Annotated in this window: 19 protein-coding genes and 1 pseudogene; 8 read left to right on the forward strand and 12 right to left on the reverse strand. The window is 43.7% G+C overall.

Features of this window, described 5'->3' with window-relative positions; translation table 11 throughout:
- Positions 1-173 precede the first annotated feature (173 nt).
- The 5 genes and pseudogenes from mobA to DYH63_RS21835 all read left to right on the forward strand — a co-directional run.
- The gene (gene mobA / locus DYH63_RS09260; protein ID WP_116788538.1) at positions 174-602 is read left to right on the forward strand and encodes a conjugal transfer protein MobA; all 429 of its coding nucleotides are present in this window, start codon (positions 174-176) and stop codon (positions 600-602) included.
- A gap of 5 nt (positions 603-607) precedes the next feature.
- Positions 608-1,888: a conjugal transfer protein MobB gene (gene mobB / locus DYH63_RS09265; RefSeq protein WP_116788539.1), complete on the forward strand. Its 1,281-nt coding sequence runs from the start codon at positions 608-610 to the stop codon at positions 1,886-1,888.
- 135 nt (positions 1,889-2,023) lie between these two features.
- On the forward strand, positions 2,024-3,028 hold the full coding sequence (locus tag DYH63_RS09270; protein ID WP_116788540.1) for an SDR family NAD(P)-dependent oxidoreductase: 1,005 nt from the start codon (positions 2,024-2,026) through the stop codon (positions 3,026-3,028).
- A 123-nt stretch (positions 3,029-3,151) separates the two neighbouring features.
- Complete coding sequence (locus DYH63_RS09275) at positions 3,152-3,964, forward strand: AraC family transcriptional regulator (RefSeq protein WP_116788541.1); 813 nt, start codon at positions 3,152-3,154, stop codon at positions 3,962-3,964.
- 151 nt (positions 3,965-4,115) lie between these two features.
- Positions 4,116-4,187 (forward strand): annotated as a pseudogene (locus tag DYH63_RS21835) (YWFCY domain-containing protein); the annotation flags it as partial.
- Positions 4,188-4,271: 84 nt separating this feature from the next.
- Here DYH63_RS21835 and DYH63_RS09285 read toward each other — a convergent pair.
- The 6 genes from DYH63_RS09285 to DYH63_RS09310 all read right to left on the reverse strand — a co-directional run bounded on the left by DYH63_RS09285 (position 4,272) and on the right by DYH63_RS09310 (position 10,000).
- Positions 4,272-5,186 (reverse strand): helix-turn-helix domain-containing protein, encoded by a 915-nt coding sequence (locus DYH63_RS09285; RefSeq protein ID WP_116788542.1) that lies wholly within the window; start codon positions 5,184-5,186, stop codon positions 4,272-4,274.
- Positions 5,187-5,255: 69 nt separating this feature from the next.
- Positions 5,256-6,029, reverse strand: coding sequence for an SDR family NAD(P)-dependent oxidoreductase (locus tag DYH63_RS09290; RefSeq protein ID WP_116788543.1), 774 nt, complete (start codon positions 6,027-6,029; stop codon positions 5,256-5,258).
- 393 nt (positions 6,030-6,422) lie between these two features.
- Positions 6,423-7,337 carry a helix-turn-helix domain-containing protein gene (locus DYH63_RS09295; RefSeq protein ID WP_116788544.1) on the reverse strand — a complete coding sequence of 305 codons (915 nt, stop codon included), beginning with the start codon at positions 7,335-7,337 and terminating at the stop codon, positions 6,423-6,425.
- Between the two features lie 5 nt (positions 7,338-7,342).
- Positions 7,343-8,092, reverse strand: coding sequence for an SDR family oxidoreductase (locus DYH63_RS09300; RefSeq protein ID WP_116788545.1), 750 nt, complete (start codon positions 8,090-8,092; stop codon positions 7,343-7,345).
- A 10-nt stretch (positions 8,093-8,102) separates the two neighbouring features.
- On the reverse strand, positions 8,103-9,080 hold the full coding sequence (locus tag DYH63_RS09305) for an aldo/keto reductase (protein ID WP_116788546.1): 978 nt from the start codon (positions 9,078-9,080) through the stop codon (positions 8,103-8,105).
- A 116-nt stretch (positions 9,081-9,196) separates the two neighbouring features.
- Entirely contained in the window at positions 9,197-10,000 is an 804-nt protein-coding gene (locus DYH63_RS09310) for an aldo/keto reductase (RefSeq protein WP_116788547.1), read from the reverse strand.
- A 200-nt stretch (positions 10,001-10,200) separates the two neighbouring features.
- On the opposite strand from DYH63_RS09310, the gene mobC reads away from it, so the two are divergent.
- Positions 10,201-12,210, forward strand: a complete 2,010-nt coding sequence (gene mobC / locus DYH63_RS09315) for a conjugal transfer protein MobC (protein ID WP_116788548.1) — start codon at positions 10,201-10,203, stop codon at positions 12,208-12,210.
- A gap of 255 nt (positions 12,211-12,465) precedes the next feature.
- Here the strand turns inward: mobC and DYH63_RS09320 are convergent, their stop codons facing one another.
- From DYH63_RS09320 to DYH63_RS21285, 6 genes are all read right to left on the reverse strand, one after another.
- On the reverse strand, positions 12,466-14,547 hold the full coding sequence (locus DYH63_RS09320; protein ID WP_116788549.1) for a type IA DNA topoisomerase: 2,082 nt from the start codon (positions 14,545-14,547) through the stop codon (positions 12,466-12,468).
- A 16-nt stretch (positions 14,548-14,563) separates the two neighbouring features.
- Positions 14,564-15,970, reverse strand: a complete 1,407-nt coding sequence (locus tag DYH63_RS09325) for a DUF3945 domain-containing protein (RefSeq protein ID WP_116790790.1) — start codon at positions 15,968-15,970, stop codon at positions 14,564-14,566.
- Positions 15,971-16,046: 76 nt separating this feature from the next.
- Positions 16,047-16,355, reverse strand: a complete 309-nt coding sequence (locus DYH63_RS09330; RefSeq protein ID WP_116790791.1) for a helix-turn-helix domain-containing protein — start codon at positions 16,353-16,355, stop codon at positions 16,047-16,049.
- 285 nt (positions 16,356-16,640) lie between these two features.
- Positions 16,641-17,828: a hypothetical protein gene (locus tag DYH63_RS09335; protein WP_116788550.1), complete on the reverse strand. Its 1,188-nt coding sequence runs from the start codon at positions 17,826-17,828 to the stop codon at positions 16,641-16,643.
- A gap of 18 nt (positions 17,829-17,846) precedes the next feature.
- Complete coding sequence (locus DYH63_RS09340) at positions 17,847-18,602, reverse strand: helix-turn-helix domain-containing protein (protein ID WP_162926976.1); 756 nt, start codon at positions 18,600-18,602, stop codon at positions 17,847-17,849.
- A 34-nt stretch (positions 18,603-18,636) separates the two neighbouring features.
- The gene (locus tag DYH63_RS21285) at positions 18,637-19,341 is read right to left on the reverse strand and encodes a hypothetical protein (protein ID WP_162926977.1); all 705 of its coding nucleotides are present in this window, start codon (positions 19,339-19,341) and stop codon (positions 18,637-18,639) included.
- Between the two features lie 279 nt (positions 19,342-19,620).
- On the opposite strand from DYH63_RS21285, the gene DYH63_RS09345 reads away from it, so the two are divergent.
- On the forward strand, positions 19,621-21,297 hold the full coding sequence (locus DYH63_RS09345; RefSeq protein WP_162926978.1) for a helix-turn-helix domain-containing protein: 1,677 nt from the start codon (positions 19,621-19,623) through the stop codon (positions 21,295-21,297).
- Positions 21,298-21,333: 36 nt separating this feature from the next.
- Positions 21,334-21,507, forward strand: a complete 174-nt coding sequence (locus tag DYH63_RS09350; protein ID WP_116788553.1) for a BF3379 family histone-like protein — start codon at positions 21,334-21,336, stop codon at positions 21,505-21,507.
- Positions 21,508-21,588 lie beyond the last annotated feature (81 nt).

Here is a 21,588-nt window from a genome sequence, read left to right on the forward strand (position 1 = left end):
TCCACGCTAACCTTAATCCGTCCCACAGGGCGGATTTTCCTTTCGCAGGAAAGGAGCAAGTTGTGTTTTGAGGCACCCCAAACTACGCGGGTGCCCCAAAACAACTTGCCCCTGCAGGGGGCTGGAAAACACCCTCCGAAGTCGGGGTTTTGTACAACGTAAAATGGACTGATATGGAAGGAGCAGATAAAAAAAGAGGTATTGGCGGAAGGAAGCCTAAGGCTGACCCGAGTACCCACCGGTACGTGTTCCGGTTAACCGATCAGGAAAATGCAAAATTCCTGTCACTTTTCGAGGCATCAGGCTTGGATAACAAAGCGAAATTTATCGTATCTGTACTATTTGAAAGGGAGATCAGGGCAGTGAAAATAGATGGGGCTGCCATGGATTATTACATGCGGCTGACCACATTGTACGGGCAGTTCCGGTCCGTCGGGGTAAATTACAACCAGATCGTTAAGATACTATACCGGAATTTTTCGGAGAAGAAGGCCGCTGCCTACCTCTTTAAACTGGAAAAGCAAACGGCAGAACTGGCTTATTTGTGCAAACAAATAATGGATTTGACAGACGAATTCGAAGTAAAATACCTGAAAAAGTAGCGGTTATGATTGCAAAAATTGGTCATGGGACAAATATTATGGGCGCACTTTCCTATAACCTGAGCAAGGTTAACCAGGAAAAAGGGCACGTTTTATTTACCCAAAAAATGCGTGAAAGCAGGGATGGTACCTTCAGCCTGGGTGATTGTTATAAGTCGTTTGAACCGTATTTAGCGGCCAACAGGAACACTGAAAAACCGGCATTACACATATCCCTTAATCCCGATCCGGGAGACAAGGTCGACGATAGCCGGTATATTGCCATGGCACAGGAATACATGAAGGAAATGGGATATGGGCAGCAGCCTTACATTGTATTTAAGCATACCGATATCGAGCGCACCCACATCCACATTGTTTCGACCAACGTGGACCGCCTTGGGAAAAAAATACCGGACACTTTCGAGCACAGGCGCTCCATGCAGGCCTGCCGCGAACTCGAAAGAAAGTATGGACTTACTATTGCGCCGGGGGCAGAAAAAGACAGTGCACAGGAAACGTTGTTTAAACCGGTGGACTACAGTAAGGGAGATATAAAAAGCCAAATTGCGGCTGTGGTCCGTTATCTCCCCAAGTATTACAGTTACCAGAGTTTAGGGGCGTACAACGCGCTCTTATCCCTGTTCAATATTACCGCCCAGGAAGTGACCGGCGAGCAGTTAGGAAAATCCCGCCAGGGTATCGTCTATTTTGCTTTGGATGCCTCCGGGCAAAAAGCGAGCAACCCTTTTAAAGCCTCGCTGTTTGGCAAAAATGCCGGCTTTACAGCATTAAAGGCGCATTATGAAAAATCGGGTGAAGTATTTAAAAATGGTACCTTAAAAGGTATACTTAAAAATACCCTTGAGGCTGCAATGCACATTGCCAGTGGCGAAGCCGATTTCACTACGATGCTGAAAGGACAGGGTATTAATACCGTGGTTCACCGAAACCCGGAAGGGCGCATTTACGGGATTACCTTTATTGACCATACCTCAAGGGCCGTCTGGAACGGTTCCCAATTAGCGAAAGGCCTTTCTGCCAATGTATTTAACGAGTGGTGGACTAATGGGATCAACCCAAAGAGCATGGATGTCGGCCGTGATCAAATACTGAAACAAAATTTCTCATCTCAGGAGACTGCAATGGAGGGGCCGTTTGGCTTTTTGGACAAGACAAACAACGATAGCCATAATGCCGGAAATGTACTGGCCGAAGTGATAGGTGGATTATTACCCACTGACCAGGGAGAAAATTATGAGGAACTGGCTTTCGCCAATAAGATGAAGAAGAAAAGAAAGCACTAAAGAGGCCAGAGAAAGTAGTTCATTATATTTTATACTCAGAGTTTTTCGGCCTTTTGAACAAAGTGAATTCGGACATTTGAACAAAGCCGCCAAGTAAGATCCTATCTACTTTTGTCTTAAGTAAATTTTAAAATAATGAGACAGACAAATTACAACGGGGCATTACAGAAACCTCTCAATTCAGGTTTCAACGCAAAATCAGTTTCAACAGAAGTAGCCAGAGGAATAGACCTTACAAGCAAAATTGCCATTGTAACAGGTGGAAATACGGGGATTGGGCTCGAAACAGTAAAAGTACTGGCAAATGCAGGTGCAGTAGTAATTGTCCCGGCAAGGGACATTGAAAAAGCAAAAAGGAACCTGCAGGGAATTGCCAATGTCGAAATAGAAGCGATGGACCTGATGGACCACAAATCCATCGACGCATTTGCAGAAAAATTTCTGGCTTCGGGCAGGCCTTTACACTTGCTTATCAACAATGCGGGAATTATGTGGGTTCCGCTTCGCAGGGACAATCGCGGGATTGAATCTCAATTGGCAGTGAATTATTTAGCACAGTTTCAACTAACTGCCAGGCTATGTACAGCATTAAAACGTGCAAATGGTGCAAGGGTTGTAAATGTTTCTTCGCAGGGACATCAATTTGCACCTTTCAATTTTGACGATCCGAATTTCATACATCGTGAATATGAAACCCTGCAGGGTTATGGGCAGTCCAAGACAGCTGTCAATCTATTTTCGCTTGAACTGGACAACCGCATAAAGGAGTTCGGTGTCAGGGCATATTCACTGCATCCCGGTTCTATCGCAGGAACCGAATTAGGAAGGGAAGCATCTTTAGAGCTGTTTATAAAAATGGGCTTTTGCGATGACAAGGGAAATATGCTTCCCGAGGTTAGCGCTTCTTTAAAAACAATTCCACAAGGAGCATCTACGACAATTTGGTGTGCTACAAGTCCACAACTAAATAACCTTGGCGGTGTATACTGTGAAGACAATGACATTGCCGAACTATATTGCGGGCAGGAATTTTCGTCAGGTGTTAAACCTTATTCGTTAGAGGAAGGCAACGCCAGAAAATTGTGGAAATGGAGCGAGGAAATAACAGGCATACTATTTCCGGTTGATCGAATTTTGTAAATTTGAGGCAATGGGCGTTACAAGGGTTTCACCGTGCTATATTGAAAAGGGAAGGAGTAAATACGAGATGGCCACCTGCATTTGAAAGTATTATTTTTGAACAGTATACATTACATAAGCTATATGGAATTTCATTTAAAATATATAACAGACGATATTAAACTTTCCTGTTACGAAGACAAGTTGTTCAAAACTGAAGTCGTTTTTGATCATCATATGCTTGTGTGGTTTATTTCGGGTGAAACCAAAATTATTCAGGCAGATCAAAATTATGTATTTAAAGCTGGGGACATTTTTCTTATCCCAAGAAATCAATTAGCAACAATTATCAATTATCCGAAAGACGGACTGCCCCATAAATCAGTTGTAATGCACTTAACTATTGAACGGCTAAGGGAGTTTTACACAAACCTAAATGTAAAAACAAAAGTTTCTGCAACACAAAAAGTTCGAAGTTTTGACAAACACCCTTTTTTGGAAAGCTGCCTTGCTTCGTTGATACCTTATTTTGACCTGCAGGAAGCTTTTCCCGAAAATATAGCTTCACTAAAGATTACTGAAGCAATCTCAGTCCTTAGAACGATTGACAAAAGCATCGACGACATATTGGCGAATTTTGAAGAACCGCATAAAATTGACTTATCCGGTTTTATGGAAAAGAACTTTATGTTCAATATGCCTCTGGAAAAATTCTGCTACCTGACCGGACGAAGCATGACAACTTTTAAACGTGATTTTCACAGGATTTACAATACAACGCCACAGCGTTGGCTCACACTAAAGCGGTTGGAGCTGGCCCATTACCAACTTTCAAAAAAAAATAAAAAACCTGTTGAAGTGTATTTAGAAACAGGCTTTGAAAACCTGTCGCATTTCTCCTACTCTTTTAAAAAACATTTCGGTTACACCCCCACAGAATTGATTGGTCAGGATTAAAATGAGCGGTAAATTTTTGGAATCACTTGCTTTTCCAGCTATCAGAATTACAAAAGCCAAATCCAGTCAAGGTATTGAAATAGACTCCCACATTTCCCAGTCCGGTCTTTAAAGCCTTTAAATTCATGTCCGGACATTAAATATTAGTAAAATGCAGGGAGAAGATGATTTAAGGGGGTTGGCCAGGATAATGGCGTTCATGCGCGCGGTAAGTATGTTACTTTGAAAACCAAATGAAAAGAAAGAGGAAATATCGAAGACGACAGTAGTAGGTTTAATACAATGAAAATAAATGCTGCCCGGGCAATCAATTAAACAACTGCCTGAATTCTAACGGCGAAACGTTAGTTTTTGTCTTAAAAAGTTTACTGAAGGATTGCGGGTGTTCAAAACCCAATTGAAAAGCTATCTCACTTACGGTTAAATGGGTAGTGGATAATCTTTCTTTCGCTTTTTCTATAAGCTTCAGGTGAATGTATTGCTGCGCGCTTTGTCCTATCTGTGACCGAAGCAAATCACTTAAATATCCCGGCGACAAATGCAATTGTTCTGACAGAAACTGTACGGTTGGCACACCCTGATTTACCGTCTTTTGGGTAGCAAAATAGTCATCTAAAATGGCTTCCGTTTTTTGAAGGACATCGTTATTAACCCCTTTACGTGTAATGAACTGCCGTTTATAGAATCGGTTGACATAACTAAGCAACAATTCTATCTGGGAAACAATCACTTCCTGGCTGAACTCGTCCACACGGGCATTGATTTCCTGTTCCATGATTTTATACACCGATAAAATGACCTCCCTTTCCTGGCTGGATAAATGCAATGCTTCATTCATCGAATACGAGAAATAACCGTACTGCTTAATTTTCTCTGCCAATGGATATCCTAACAAAAAATCAGGGTGTATAAGCAGCAGATAAGCATACGTATTCCTGTTGTATTCATTACTTCCTACCAGCTGGTTAGGCGCCGTAAACAACATACTGCCCTCATTAAAATCATAATAATCCTGCCCGTATTTCAACCTGCCGCTATTTTGCGTAATGAAGGTTATTTTATAGAAATCCAGCACATCATAAATAGGTGCCATGTCCGTATTAAAAGGATTGCTTTCATTGAAATGGACCAAACTTATGAGCGGGTGCTGGGGTTTGGGTAAACCAAACGCCTCGTGGCTTTCCGATATGGAGCGAAACCGTACTATGTTCTTATTTTTCATTATTCAAATCTAATCAAAAAACCTTTGGCGGATGTATTGGCATCGCCATAGGTTCTTTCTTTTTAAATATTACCAGGGAAGTACATTGTCAGCACCGGCAAAATCGGCCGGTCCTGTAAAGCTTCCATTGGGAAGGTCTTCTGCTAGTGCTACGCGTATGGGTTCCAACGAGCCGTGTTCCACAGTATCGGTTCCCTGAAAGTTATTGAGTGCTGTCGCCGTGAAGCCTGGGCTTACCAAATGAATTTTGATGTTGGTGTTTTCCAATTCATTGGCTAAAGACAGGAAAATTCCGTTAAGTGCCGTTTTAGATGCCCCATATACTGCGTCAAATGCTGCACGGTACGGATTTTGGGGATTCGCATTTAATGTAAGTGAACCCAAAGCACTGGATACGGTAACAATACGTGCAGCTGGTGCGTTTTGCAGCAGCGGTAATACTGCCTGTGTTACCGCAAGTGTGCTAAATACATTCGTGTCCCAAACCGTACGCAGCTCACTCATAGAAGCAATGCTGGGCTTTTGGGCACCTAATACCTCTTCCATGGTGCGCCCTTCTTTTCCGGCATGAGAAATGGCGGCATTGTTAACCAATAAGGTAAGATACCCGGATTCGTCCTGAATTTTTGCTACTGCTCTATTGATGGTATCCGTATCGGTAATATCCAAATGGATGGCTTTGGCAGCATTGCCGATCGCAGAAGCCGCAGCTTCCCCTTTTTGCAGGTTTCTTGCCCCAACATACACCGTATACCCTTCAGTAGCTAACGCTTTAGCGACCTGAAATCCAACTCCGGTATTGGCACCTGTTACAAGTGCTACTTTTTTTTTGTTCGTCTCCATAATTTTATCTTTAAAAATTTAATACCCCAAAATTCCAGTATATTGATGCGGTAGTTGTAGTCAGATCAGGAATTATTGTAGCCTAATCGAGGATTGCACTTAGTAGGTGCCCGATGGTAAAAGTCCCTGAAAATAACAATCAACACCAACAGTGCCATTTACTGCTATCCGCAGCCAAAATAAAAGGACTAAGTTCCACACTTTTTAAATTCAAACCTGCTTAGTTAAGATTTTTGTTGTGCAGGGAGAAGACGATTTAAGGGGCTCGCCAAGATTATGGCGTTTATGTGTGCAGTAAGTATATTACTTTGAAAACTAAATGAAGAAAAAGAGAAAACATCGAAGAGGATAGTAATATGTTTAATGGAATGAAAATAGATGATGCCCGGGCAATCAATTAAACAACTGCCTGAATTCCAAAGGCGAAACGTTTGTTTTTGTCTTAAAAAGTTTGCTGAACGATTGCGAATGTTCAAAACCCAGTTCATAAGCTATTTCCGAAACGGAAAGATTTGTAGATGATAATTTTTCTTTCGCTTTTTCTATGATTGCACTCTGAATATATTGTTGTGTATTTAGCCCCGTCAAGGAACTCAACATATCACTAAGGTAACGTTGCGATAGCTTTAATGCTGTGCTGATATATTTTACCGATGGCAGACCGTTTTTCAGGCTGTTTTCTTTTTCAAAATAGTCGTTTAACAGCCTGTCCAATGAAGTTACGATATCGTGATTGACTGCTTTTCGGGTAATAAATTGCCTGTTGTAAAAACGATTGCTGTAATTCAATAATAATTCTATTTGCGATACCAAAACATCCTGGCTGAAACCGTCAATATTGTTGTCCAGTTCATTGGCTATCGTAGCAAATAAATTGGCAATAATTTCTTTTTCCTTTGCCGATAAAAATAATGCTTCTGAAACATCGTACGAGAAAAACCCATAGTGATGTATTGTTTTTCCTAAGGGGTAATTTCGTATAAAGTCCGAATGGAAATACAAGGCAATACCCTCATAGCTATCAATATCTTCTGGTGGAAAAACAACTTGTTTGGGCTTTAAAAATGCTAACCCGCCTTCTTCAAAATCGTAATATCCCTGCCCGTATTTTATTTGTCCTGTAAATGTAGGCTTAAAAGAAATTTTGTAAAAATCAAGGCTTACTTTTTCCCCTTTCGGAAACATGTCTATCGAAACATTATTGTAGTCAACCACTGCGATCAAAGGGTGCAATGGCGCAGGAACTCCCAAAACACGCACAAGTTGCGATATACTATTAATGTGGTTTATGTTAGGCTGTTGTTGCATTTTGTTTACGAATTTAATCTATTTTGTTTTGCCGGGCGAATAACAATGTCGCCAATTTCAACATCGTCAGGCTGGCTTATTGCATAAATTACAGCATTGGCAATGGCTACCGGATCTATAGCAATTTGTTCCATTCCTTTTTGAACAGCTGTTTTCATTTCTTCGTTTTTTATGTTGTTCGCAAAGTCTGTTTTTACAAACCCGGGCGAAATGCCTGTAATGCGAATGTTTCCGTCGGACTCCTGACGAAATGCTTCTGCAATAGTGCGAATGGCATTTTTAGTTCCGGCATAAACGCCCTGCATTGGCACGATCTTTATACCTGAAGTTGAAATAATATTGACGATATGCCCCGATTGTTGTTGTTTAAAAACGGGAATTGCAGCAGCCATCCCATACAAGACACCTTTAAGGTTAATGTCGATCATTTCTTCCCAGCCATCAATATCCAATGCGTCAATGCGGCTTAACTGGCTGACGCCTGCGTTGTTTACAATGACATCTAATTTTCCGTAGTGTTCCACTGCTGTATTTACCAACCGGGCCAGATCGGCTTTATCCTTTACATCAATTGTAGTACTGGCAGCTTCGCCACCTGTACTTTTAATTTCTTCAACAAGTTGTTGTAATGGCTCTGTTCGTCTTGCTCCCAAAACAACCTTTGCCCCGTTTTTTGCTAATTCTATAGCAATGGCCTTACCCATACCGCTGCTTGCACCAGTAATGGCTATAACTTTATCTTTGATATTTTCCATTATGTTCGTTTTATTTGTCTATTTGCTTTTCTAAAACTTCGGGATAACGGTCTCCAACAAGCGTAATTGCGCTTACGGTTGTGTTTATTTTTGCGAGTTCATCGGCTGTTAGTACAATGTTTGTACTTCCAATGTTCTCTTCTAAACGATGCAATTTTGTAGTCCCCGGTATTGGTGCTATCCAGGGCTTTTGAGCTAAGAGCCATGCCAGTGCTAACTGTCCGGGAGTAACATTTTTTTGTTTTGCAATTTCAGAAAGTGCGTCCACTAAAACCATATTGGCTTTTATGTTCTCTTTGCTGAAACGGGGAATTATATTTCTGCGGTCGACATCCGCTAATTTTGAATTTATGGTACCCGTAAGGAAGCCTTTGCCCAACGGGCTGAACGGAACGAAACCAATTCCCAGCTCCTCTAATGTCGGTATGATCTCATTTTCGGGTTCACGCCAAAACAAAGAGTATTCGCTTTGTAATGCTGATACCGGTTGAATTGCATGTGCCCTGCGAATCGTATTGGCACTTGCTTCCGATAAACCGAAATATTTTACTTTACCCTCTTGTATCAGGTCTTTTACAGTACCTGCAACATCTTCTATCGGAACATTAGGGTCAACCCTGTGCTGGTACAGCAAATCAATGTAATCTGTTTTTAATCTTTTTAAAGACGCTTCGGTTACTTCCCTGATCGTTTCGGGCCTGCTGTCTAAACCTGTTATTGGCCTGGCATCTTTACAGCCAAATTTTGTTGCTATAATAACGTCTTTTCTATAAGGCTGTAACCCTTCGCCAACTAGTTCTTCATTGGTGTAAGGCCCGTAGGCCTCTGCAGTGTCAAAAAATGTGATACCCCTTTCAACTGCGTTGCGTAATAGTGTCATGGCCTCGTTCTTATCAAGACCTTTCCCATCTAAAAAGTTTAAGCCCATACAGCCAAATCCTAATGCGGAAACTTCTAATCCGCTATTTCCTAATTTTCTTGTTTGCATAATTGTTTTTGAATTGTTTTTAAAACCGACTTAATTTCAGGTACAAAATTGCTGATTGTTGTGCTTTGAGAAGTAGTCAGGTTGGTAATTGTTGTAGTTAGATTTTCAAACGTTATTTAAACACTGTAAATTAGTCCGCGACCTTTATCTAACGATTTTATCGTTGCCATATCATCAGCAGACAACTCAAAGTCAAATACATTGAAATTTTCCTCTATCCTTTTCACGTTCGTTGATTTCGGGATAACAACTACTTTCCTTTGAATTAACCATCGCAGAACCACTTGGGCAACACTCTTATTATACTTGCCTGCAAGCACTTTTAAAGGTTCATCATTAAAAAGATTATTTTTACCCTGGGCGAAGGGTGCCCAGGACTCCAACTGTATGCCTTGAGATTTCAAAGCGTTCTGCATTGCTGTTTTTTGGGAAAATGGATGGGTTTCCACCTGGTTGACTGCGGGTACCACACTATGCTGTTTAATTAAATCTGAAACCTGGCTTATTTTGAAATTACTTACACCTATAGCCCGTACTTTACCTTCCCTGTATAAATCTTCCATTGCGCTCCAGGAAGAATTTATGTCTCCCTGCGGTAGATGGATTAAGTAGAGATCCATATAATCAAGCCCCATTTTCTTTAGCGATGCTTCAAAAGCGCTTTTTGCATTTTCATATCCGTGATCCGCGGGTAAAAATTTTGTAGTCACAAAGATTTCTTCCCGTCTGATATTACTTTTCTTAATGGCTCTGCCCACCGATGCCTCATTGTGGTATGCCGCGGCGGTGTCTATGAGCCTGTAGCCGATATTTAATGCATGTAGCACCGACTGCTCACACTCAGAACCGTCCCGAAGCAGGTACGTACCAAAACCAAGAAGCGGGATTTTTACCCCATTATTTAATAGTATATGTTCCATTTTACACTGACTTTAATTACAAGTGCAAAATTCTTAATAGCCGTCTGATGAAATGTATCTGAATTGGTAATTGTTGTAGTCTAAAATAAAATAATGACCTCCAAAACCAAACACTGTCAAGCACCGCCGGTGAGTGCCACATTCTTATAGACAAAATGTAGAGCCTTTAAATTCAAGTCCGAACATGAAAAATTAAAGTAATGCAGGGAGAAGATGATATAAGGGGGCTCGCCAAGATAATGGCGTTCATGCGTGCGGTAAGCATTTTATTGGTACTGATGCATTTTTACTGGTTCTGTTATGGCGTTTTTTTTGATAAAGGCTGGACGTTACAGCTAATTAATACCATACTGTCTGGTTTCCAGCAAAAGGCAGGCTTATTCTCCGAGTTGCTGTACACAAAGCTATTTGCTTTGGTGCTACTTGCGTTAAGCTGCCTGGGTACCAAGGGGGTTAAAAATGAAAAGGTAACCTGGCGCAAGATCAACAGTACACTTGTGTTTGGTTTTGCGTTATTTTTCTTCAATACGCCCTTATTGAGGGCTTTGGGTACTACCGGGGTATTCTTGTACATACTTACCACAAGCGCGGGATATATTGCATTAATGGTAGCCGGTGTCTGGATGTCCCGTTTACTGCGCAACAACCTCATGGATGATGTATTTAATATGGAGAATGAAAGTTTCCAGCAGGAAACACAATTGATGCAAAACGAGTATTCGGTTAACCTTCCTACAAAATTCTATTACGAAGGGAAGTGGAACAAGGGCTGGATTAATATTGTGAACCCCTTCAGGGCGACCACCGTGCTGGGTACACCGGGTTCCGGTAAATCCTTCGCCATTATCAATAATTATATCCGGCAGCATATTGAGAAAGGGTTTGCCATGTACATCTATGATTTTAAATTTGACGACCTGTCTACAATTGCCTACAATCACCTGTTGCATAATACTCACGGCTACAAAGTAAAGCCGAAATTCTATGTGATCAATTTTGACGACCCGCGCCGCAGCCACCGCTGCAACCCCATTAACCCGGAGTTTATGAGTGATATTTCCGATGCCTACGAATCGGCCTATACCATCATGCTGAACCTGAACCGGAGCTGGATACAAAAGCAGGGCGATTTCTTTGTGGAATCTCCGATTATCCTGTTGGCCGCTATAATTTGGTTTTTAAAGATTTATGATAACGGAAGGTACTGTACATTTCCCCATGCCATTGAATTACTGAACAAAAAATATGCGGATGTGTTTACGATTCTCACATCGTATCCTGATTTGGAAAACTACCTGTCACCCTTCATGGATGCCTGGCAGGGCGGCGCGCAGGACCAGCTACAGGGACAGATCGCCTCAGCAAAGATTCCACTGTCAAGGATGATCTCGCCCCAGCTCTACTGGGTAATGACCGGCGATGATTTTTCATTGGACATTAATAATCCAAAGGAACCTAAAATACTTTGTGTGGGTAACAACCCGGATCGCCAGAATATTTATTCTGCAGCCCTTGGCCTGTACAATTCAAGGATTGTAAAGCTGATCAATAAGAAAGGGCAGCTTAAAAGTTCTGTAATTATTGATGAGCTACCCACGATTTATTTTCGTGGGCTGGACAACCTGATTGCAACTGCCCGGAGCAACAAAGTTGCCGTATGCCTGGGCTTCCAGGACTATTCGCAACTGACCAGGGATTACGGGGATAAGGAAAGTAAGGTGATCCAGAACACGGTCGGCAATATCTTTAGTGGGCAGGTCGTAGGGGAAACGGCCAAAAGCCTTTCGGAACGCTTTGGGAAGGTCTTGCAGAAAAGGCAAAGCATGACCATCAACCGCAGCGATAAATCCACGTCTATCTCTACACAGCTGGACAGCCTTATACCGGCTTCCAAGATAGCGACACTTACCCAGGGGATGTTCGTGGGCGCAGTCTCAGACAATTTTGACGAGCGCATCGAGCAGAAGATCTTCCATTCGGAAATTGTGGTAGATACAGAAAAAGTAGCAGCGGAAGAAAAACACTATCAAAAAATACCGAACATACGGTCATTTACCGGTAAGGATGGTAAAGATAACATGGTACGGGAAATTGATGATAATTACCGCCAGATCAAACTCGACATTGTAAATATTATTGATTTGGAGCTAACCCGGATAAAAAATGACCCCGATCTCGCACATCTTGTACCTACGCAAAACAAGAAATAGGTGTTAAAAAAAAAGCCTCTAACCGGGATAATTCCGATTAGAGGCTTAAAATTGAACATTTCATAGTGTATTGGTTATAAACAGAAAGTAACGTGGTATTATAGAACACTCTCGTGCACTGCAAGCAATAATTGGCCTTATTAGACCCATTATGCGTAAGTGGTTTAATAAGGCCAACTAAGAATTCCGTAAAGTTTCGCTGGAGGAATCTAAAAAATAGCAGAAAGGCTTGCCGTGGTTACGGCAAGCCTTTTATTATTGGCCTATGGCTTTATCATTGCCAAAGTCGAATTGAACCTCACACTTTTCATTTAAAACAAGACGCGCCGTAAAACCCTTACCGGATTTGCTCTTCATCCCCTTCAAAAGGCTGGTTGCCTTTCCTGTAACGAGATTATCAATTTCGCCTATAGAAAGCACCAAGCCACATATTTTTCGGAACTGGAGCCAGCCACAGCACGCATCAGGGCATTTGACAACCTTGTCGGTAATGAATAAATGTTGTGTGTTACACTTTGGGCATAAAAGTTCCGGCATACCTTCTGTCTTAAATTGGGCCTGCAATAACTCCTTGGTCACTTCCCGCGTATACGCTTCAATCTCACGTTGAAAATCCTGGCTGTCTAAAAGGCCATCCTCAATCGCTCCCAAAGCCATTTCCCATTCGCCTGTCAGCGCAACAGAGGAAATACTCATGGATGCGACCATGTCATAAACGGCTTCCCCCTTCGCCGTAGGTACCAGTGCTTTCCCTCTTCGTTCAATATAGTGCCGCCCGAGCAACGTCTCTATGATTCCCGCCCGCGTGGCGGGTGTGCCCAAACCCACACCTCTGAAAGTTTGCTTTGTATCGGGGTCATAGGTGTTACTGGTGACATGTTCCATACGCGTTAAAAGGGTAGCTTCTGTAAAAAGCTGCGGCCCCCGGTGCTGCTTTTCTAAAATGGCACTCCCTGTAATGGATAGCGGATCACCCACAGTCAGTTCAGGGACATCGTTTTCCAGTGCTTCATCGTCGTCAAATTCATTTTGAATCCCGCGCCATCCCGGCTCCAGCACATTTACCGCCTTTATTTTAAAATCATAGTGCAACACCTGTAGCCCGGTAGCGACAATTTCCCTCACACAGATTCCTGAAACGGCTTCCAACAAACGCAATGCGATCATCTGGTACAGGGTATTTTCTTTGGCCGATAAGGCGGAAGGTACCTTTTCAGTGACCAGCAAACCGTGGTGGTCGGTAACCTTGCCCTCATTTACAATGTGCTTGTTAAGCTGTCCAAATTTGATCTTGGGTAGGTGTTTGCCCAGCGCAGCATCCTGCCCAAGCCCCCTGATAAGCCCCGGGAGCACTGCCCAAAGGTCTTCGGTAATATAGTTGCTGCCGGTACGCGGGTAGGTAATAAATTGTTTCTCGTACAATGCCTGGGCGACCTCCAGTGTCTCGGCAGCAGTAAACCCGAACTTCCGGTTGGCGGCCTTCTGCAACCCTGTCAGGTCGTAAAGCAGCGGCACCGGGTCCTGTATGATCTCCGAGTTGACACGGGTAACTACAGCCTGGTTTTTACGCAGTATGGATTTCAGCGCTTCTTCGGCTTTCTCCCTGCTCTCGAAAGACAAAGAAGAAAGGCTGTTAAAATCGGTAAATGACTTTGTATGCGTGAGTTGCAGCTGCCAGTATTTTTCGGGCATAAAATCGCGGTACTCCTTATACTTTTCACAGATCAGTGCCAGTGTTGGGGTCTGTACGCGGCCAAGGGAATACACACCGGAACCTGCCACCAGGCTGAGCGCCTGTGACGCATTGATACCCAACAACCAGTCGGCGCGGCTGCGCGCACGGGCGGAAAGGTACAGGTTATCGAAATCACCGCCCGGCAGCAGGTTGTCCAGGCCATGGCGCAGCGCCTTTTCGGTCAATGAGCTTACCCAAAGCCTGCTAAAAGGTTTGGTACAATTGAGGTATTCATAGATGTAACGGAAGATGAGTTCACCTTCACGGCCCGCATCCGTCGCAACGATGATTTTTTCACTCTTTTTAAATAGCTCCCCAATTACAACAAGTTGCTTTAGGATCCTTTTGTCAGGCAACAGGCGCTCAGTTCCAGTACCTTTCCTGGGGGTCAGCAAAAAGGGCGAAGGCAAAATCGGGAGGCTTTCTTTCCGGAATCCCCTGATACCATAATCTTCCGGCAGCCCAAGGGCAATGAGGTGGCCGAGCGCCCAGGTTACCAAGTAGCCGTTGCCTTCCATATAACCTTCTTTTTTTGCCGTCGCGCCCAACAGCGTAGCCAGTTCACGGGCTACGCTGGGTTTTTCTGCTACTACTGTTATCATGGTACATAATTATTTGTTACATTTTTCTTCCCCTGCTTTTTGCCGGGGCATCCTGTGGTTCCTGCTCCTGCTTAGCGGTAGTTTCCTTTTGGTTCTTTTGGTCCTCTTTTGCAGCATTTCCTGCCTGTGCCGTTTTGTTCTCTGTAGCTGCGCCCTGCGAAGCCCCGGCAGGCAGGGATTCCTCTTTTGATTTGGCAGGGTTGTTAAAGGAAAAGCCCACCTTGCCGCTTTCACTGTTGTAGGTGATATAGCCATGGTATTCCTTTTGGTTTTTGTCTACTAGGCCGCTCACATAGACCGTTAACCCGTCCTTCAGTTTATTGTACTGGTCATCGGTAAGTTCCTTGCCCCTGAACTCCCTCGGTGCCTCGTCGTACGTCCTGCCTTGTGACTGGCCTTGGGCGGGCTTGTTGTCGAACAGGAATTCCACGTAACGCTTATCGGCATTGAACTGTACCGTGGCATCAAAGGATTCACCTTTCTTCGAGGTCATCCCTTCAAGCTGTAACGGTTTACCTTCCTGTAAAACTTGTTTTTGGGCATCGTCCAGTTTAACGCCTTTAATTTCGTCGGGTATCTTGATCCATTCTGCCTTGTAGGCTACCAGCTCGTTGGTTTTACGGTCGACACTGATCACGGAAGGGATATTTTCACTGGTTTTCTGATTAAATAGATCGACGACCCTGCCCATATTCCCGGTGTTCAAAAGGTTATCCTTGTCTTCCTTCGTAAACTCATGCCCGAAAAACGGGTAGTTCAGGTTAGGCTCTTTTCGTATGCCGTGCATGGCCACGACGACCTGGCCCGCATCATTGGTTTGTAACGACAGCCGGGCATCCAATTTTGCGACCGCATCACCCATGGTAAGGGTAAGTGGTACGGTATCGTTGGTCTTAAACCCTTTTAGCAAGGGCTCCATCAGGTTCATTTTTTCAAGGCGCTCCTTGTTGATTCCTAAATTGGCGAGTGATTCCCAATTCACCTGTTCCGGTTTGAATTTGTACTCGCTTGTCTCCTGTGTTGACGGTGTTGTTTCCATAGTATTATGATTTTTAAATTGATATTCAGAATTGAGTGCATACTTAGACATGAGCTTTTGGGCATCTTTTCCAAGGTTGTCCAAATGCGACTGGAGCTCGGCGGCTATCTCTTTCCCTAATGCGTAGGGTACGCGGAAGAAGTCAAAACGGGTGGGCTCTTTGAGCTGGCGCATGAAATTGGCGAAGAAGTTGGAAAAGAAGTCGCCATTGCGCTCGACACGCATGAAATCCTGCTGCTTTTTTTCATCAATGCCCTCCGCCTTTACGATGCCGTCCTTCGAAAGCCCCTTGACACCCTTGACCTTGTTTTCTTTTTTATCCAGGACAAGGAGCATTTCATTGAGCTCGTCAGGACTCTTCTGGATTTTTGGCTGGTCTGGCATAACAAAATATTTAGGGATTAAAACTATAATAGCCATTCCTTAGGGAGGGAGTTAAAGGCGCGGCAGGGATTGTTTGTCATCCGGTGGCCTTGCGCTGCGGTTCCGGGCGGTGGAAGCTTTCCCTGATAAACTGGTGCACGTCGGAAAGTTTATAGTACAGCTTCCCACTTATGGTATAGTAGGGAAGCTTTCCGTCAGAACGGTAGCGTTGCAGGGAGCGCGAACTGATTTTGAGCATCTGGAGCACGTCCTGGTTGTCCAGTAATTCTTCGCCATCAATACTGTTATGGCGCTGTTCCACCTTATGGATCTTCTCGGCAAGCAGGTCAAAGCGCTGCATTACACGTTCCATCCAGGCGTGAAATTCGGTTCTGTCTATATTCATGGTGTTGGATTTATGGTGATACTTTGCTTCCCAATGTTGGCCGGTTATCCAGGCACACATCAAAGTAAGCGAACAGCTAAAAAGTGCACAACTACAACTTTTGTTGTAGCCTTTTGTGTACCGGGTATCCCTTTAAAATTTGTTATGGGCAGCCATCATTTGTATAGGAAGCAGTTGTGGGGTATCTAAAAATAAAAAAGCGGATGGGAAGAGAACTTCCGACCCGCTGGTACTAAGACGATGTATGTAATTGGGTTAATGGCAATATCCATCCCGATTATAAGTTCAGTAAGTTTTTATTTTTCGGATGATCTTCTCCAACGCAGCAATTGCGATTTCTTTATCCTTATCCTCGGCCTTATAGGAATTGATGCGCACAGCATTGTAGGAGAGGTCCTGTTTATGGGCCGTAGCAAGAAAAGGTATGATACTTTTAAATACTTTGCTCATTGATTTTGCCTTGAGTATGCGCAGCTCATCTGCTGCCCGCAATATGATGCCGATCTGGTCGGAAGATAGGTCACATAAAACTTTTTCATTATTATTAAATTCCGGGGCATGCCCCTCCCCTGTCGATTGCACAGGCATTGGCATTGTTTTCTCCAGATAAGCAATCTCGTTACTAAACCAATTCGCTAAACTGACCTTGAGGTTTTGATGGTGGGGATACAGCACGGTATTCTGGTTGCAATGCATCTGCTTAAATTCTTTAAAATGGAAATGGAGGCTGTCTGCACGTTCCGCTTTATGCTCCAACATGTTTATTTTATCAGCGATACACCGGGTAAAATAATTGATATAGCTCCTGCTATTAAAGTTCATGTAGATCAGCAGTTCATTAAGGGCGGTGTAGATACTGGTTTTATTTTTGGCTCTGCCCAGGAGTTCCAGTTCTTTTACAAGTTCTTTACGGTAAAGCAATTCCCTAAAACTTGTCGGCGGGTCTTTTTTTGAATTTATAAAATTATAGAGATTGCCCAGGACAATGTCTGTAAAACGCACGTCGGCCACTTCCGTGATCAGGCGTTTACGTATACGGTCTAATTTCATACGCATCTCCATCTTTGAAACTTCAAGGTAGGTGGACGGCACCCGTTCATCCAGGCTGAGGAAATTTGCAAAGCGTGTTTCAATAAATGACAGTATCTCATCCAGGCAGGAAGTGAGTGTCTTTGTAATGTTGACAAGTTCCGATTTTTTGAACAGCTCGTTCTTTTGATAGTCAATGACACTATCCAGGAGAATGATCAGCGCTGAATGGTATTTGCGCACCAGTAACCTGATTTGGTTCTCCTTTGGAAGTGAAAATACTTTATTTTTTAGTTCCGATTGTATATGGAGCGTTTCGATGATTGCCTTCTCCGATAATGCCTGTGCTTCCTCCTTCGTAATGTCCTGAAAATACATTTTTTTTGGGTTCAGCGTTAAGGTGATTAGCGAATCCAGCCACTCCAGGGGATAGTTCTGTATCATAATCCACGGGGATAATTATTATCGTCGAAAAGAGTTGGGGGGTACTCCTCTGTTATGCTTAAAAAATGCGGTAAAAGACGCGCTGTTCTGAAATCCCAGCTGTTCTGAAATTTGCATGACAGTGTCATCTGTAGTGCATAGCAATTTCTCTGCCTGCTCCATAAGGATAGCGACAATAAACTGCTTTGCAGACATATTTAGGGTAACATGTACACAACGCGTGAGGTAGCTGGCTCCAATACATAAGATATCCGCATAATAGTGCACATCATGGTGCCGGGTAGCCTCGCGCTGTACCAGGACTATAAATCGGTAGGCGATTCCCAAACGCCTCCCATAAGGCCCAATATCCGGCACTACGTTAAGATCTGACGGCGCAAGTAAAAGTTCCAAAAACGAAAGAAATTGGCCTTTCTTTTCCTCCCGGCTTAATAATACCTCTCCAAGAACCGTTTCAATACAGGAGGATTGCGCTACCGATAGGGATATAAAAGGAGAAGTGCTGCTTACCGCATCACCATCTTCAGGTAAAGATTGTGAAAAGCCTGAATAAACGAGCAGGTAAGCGGCACTTCCACCTTGTAGAAAAGTTCCATCAATGGGCATGTACCGGGCAGTAAAAAGGAAAACTTCCGCGCCACTTTTTGTATATCCATCGACCACTAATCTTTTTGGGAAATCCTTGCAATAGATATAGCAATCCATAGCTTTAGTATATGCTTCCCTGAAGTCCAGCAGGGACTTCAGGTCGGCAAAACGATGGAGCGATTGCATAGCCATAGTGTTGGGATAAATAGTTGTCGTGGAATTATTCAAAGGTGGCACCCAGCCCGTACAGGACTGCTGAAACATCACTTTCCGATGCGCCATAGGCAGTAGCCGCAACATGCCCGATAGAAAATTCCCAGTCACGGTCTTTGCGCTTTCTTGGTTTACGCCCGGTGGCATCCTGCCGCACTACGGCCATAGTCGTCAGTAGTATATTCCGATCTGTGGTTGATAATTGTGGGTCAGAAACTACTTCCCCTTCATAGGAAACGATTACATCATAAACCTGCTGGTACGGGGCATCCGATTCATACATTTGGGAAAGGATGGTGGTTATTCCCAGCAGCGAAGCCAGGCCATTAGGGGTCAGTGCGGAATAGGAGAACGCCAGTTCAGGATTTGAAGCGGCTGTGGTAATGATGGTTTCTAAAATAGCACTATCCGGTGGCAGATTGTTATTTGCATCGAGTTGTCCAAAAGGCTCCTCCCCCGAGGCGTAATCGGTTATATCTGGTAATGTCCCATACAGGACACGCGTAGAATCCGGAAAATATCCTTCGTACAAGACACTATAGATTGTACCCACCTGATCCTGGGGGTTCGCGGGGTTTGTAGTGGTAACCGTTTTCGTTTTGGCAGCGTATAAGGATGTAGTACTGCTTTGGATGGCGGCACTCCCATCCCCGTCGTTGGTACATGATAAAAACAGGCAGGCACCAAGCCCGCAATAAAAGATAATTTTCATAAGTGCAAATGTTTAAGTTGATGATTCCCTTATCATTTGCCCGGGCATAAAATGTTCTGTGTAGAACACTTTATTGAATTCATTTCAAAACTACATTGCGCCCCAACTATTTGCAAATGGTTGCTGTTTTGGTTCGGGAATCATTTGCATACCATTCGCGAATGGCGTAATTTTATTCTTATAATTTCGCAACTTTTACGCTGTTTATACTACATTGGAATGGACTGTTTCCCTGCCATACAGCACGGTTCAGCTAGGTTTAACCTTAATCAGCCAGCCATGAAAACACTATACGCTGCGATCACCTTACTATTGTTTACATTCATTACCGATCCACGTCCTATCCTTGACACCTATCCCGAACTGGAAGAGCAGATTAATCGGTTAAATGGGAGCCCGAAGGTATGGGCGGCCATCAATGCTTACCGGAATAAAGCTTGGAAAGAGCGTGACTGGGTAAAGCTTATGGATGCCTACCATTACGCAGTCTATGAAAGTACCGGCACAGACAAGCTGGTGTATTCTGACAGCATGATATATGCTGCAACCAGGTCTAAGGAAACTGCATTAATCGGTGAGGCTTACCTTGCCAAAGGGATAATATACTATTATAGGAAGGACCACATGAGGGCATTTGAGAACTACACTGTGGCGAACAGGTATATAGCAACTACGGATGACCAGTACTTGAAGCATAAGGTAAAATACCACATGGCCCTCATAAAATCCTATTTGGGATATTACCACGAAGCAATTGCACTTCTAAAGGAATGTACGGCGTACTATGAGCGCGAAGACCCATTCGCCTATGCCAATTCACTGCACAGCCTCGCCCTGTGCTACAGCCGTACCGGCGCACTGAAATTGTCGGTAAAAACGAACGCTGAAGCAGCCCAGGTTAGCCGTGAGGCGGGTTATGATAAGATCATGCCGCACATCCAGCAGCTTGAGGGTGTTAATTTATACCACAATGCCGATTACAGTAGGGCTATAAAAGTGCTGGAGCATACAATGGCGCCTATCCGGAAGGAAGATGATTTTGCGACCGAGGCGGTATCGTATTTTTATATCGGTAAATCGTATAAGTCATTAAAGATGGATGAAACAGCGCTAACCTATTTCAGGAAAGTGGATTCGATCTATTGCAAACGAAAATATATCAGGCCTGAATTGCGGGAGAATTACGAACTGTTGATTGCCTATTACAGGGACAGGGATACAATGAAAAAAGCACTACCCTACATCGAACGGTTGTTGGTGATTGACAAAGAGATCGACAACAATTTCAGGTACCTGAGCCAGAAAATACACCGGGAATACGATACCCGTGCCCTACAGGCATTCAAGGACGACGCGGAGCGGAAGTCCGTAAGCCGCAATCGGTACCACATGGTTGCCGTGGTCTTCAGCGTGGCTTTGCTGTGCTTTTTGCCCTACTTTGTATACCGCAACCTTACAGCACAGAGGCGCTATCGTAAAAAATATGCAGAATTGCTGGCCAACGGACTATCTACCGCCACGAAAAAAGCGAGCCGGAAGATCCCGAAAATCCCGGTTACCGATACCATTACCGAAAGGATACTGAAATGCCTGGAGGATTTTGAGAAAGAGGATGCATTCCGCGAACCGGAGTTGACAGCAAGCGCTCTCGCCGAGCGCTTTAAGACCAACAACAAATACCTTGCTAGTGTGATCCTGGCACACAGGGGCAAAAGTTTTACGGATTACATTAACGGGCTGCGCATAAATTATATCCTGCAGCGCCTGCGCAATGAATCGCGTATCAGGCAATACAACACGGCAGGCCTCGCGCAGGAAGCAGGCTTTGTTTCTACCCAGCATTTCACAGGGTGCTTTAAAAAAGAGACAGGGATGACGCCCAAGTTCTTCATACAGGAAACAGAATGGGAATTAAAAGCAAAAACAGCCGACGGATATGAAAAATCGGGAGATTAGTGTAATTTTGGTGCCTAATTTTAAAAATAGCATTCCATGAACGAGTTAAACGAAAAGATCAGCGCAGGTATTGAGGTATTCCAGAAAGAATCAGAAGCCTTTGCACAGGGGAACAAAGCGGCAGGTGCACGTGCGCGTAAAGCGACGTTAGAGCTGGAAAAATTGTTCAAGGAGTACCGTAAGGTTTCTATCGAGGAAGGAAAGAAATAGCCTTTTTAAAGCCCTTTGTTGATCCAAGGGGCTTTGTTGTTTTTGGGATTTTTTTAGTACATCTGTTTAGGGCGACTTCTC

The sequence above is a fragment of the Flavobacterium psychrotrophum genome, assembly GCF_003403075.1.
Taxonomy (GTDB): domain Bacteria; phylum Bacteroidota; class Bacteroidia; order Flavobacteriales; family Flavobacteriaceae; genus Flavobacterium; species Flavobacterium psychrotrophum.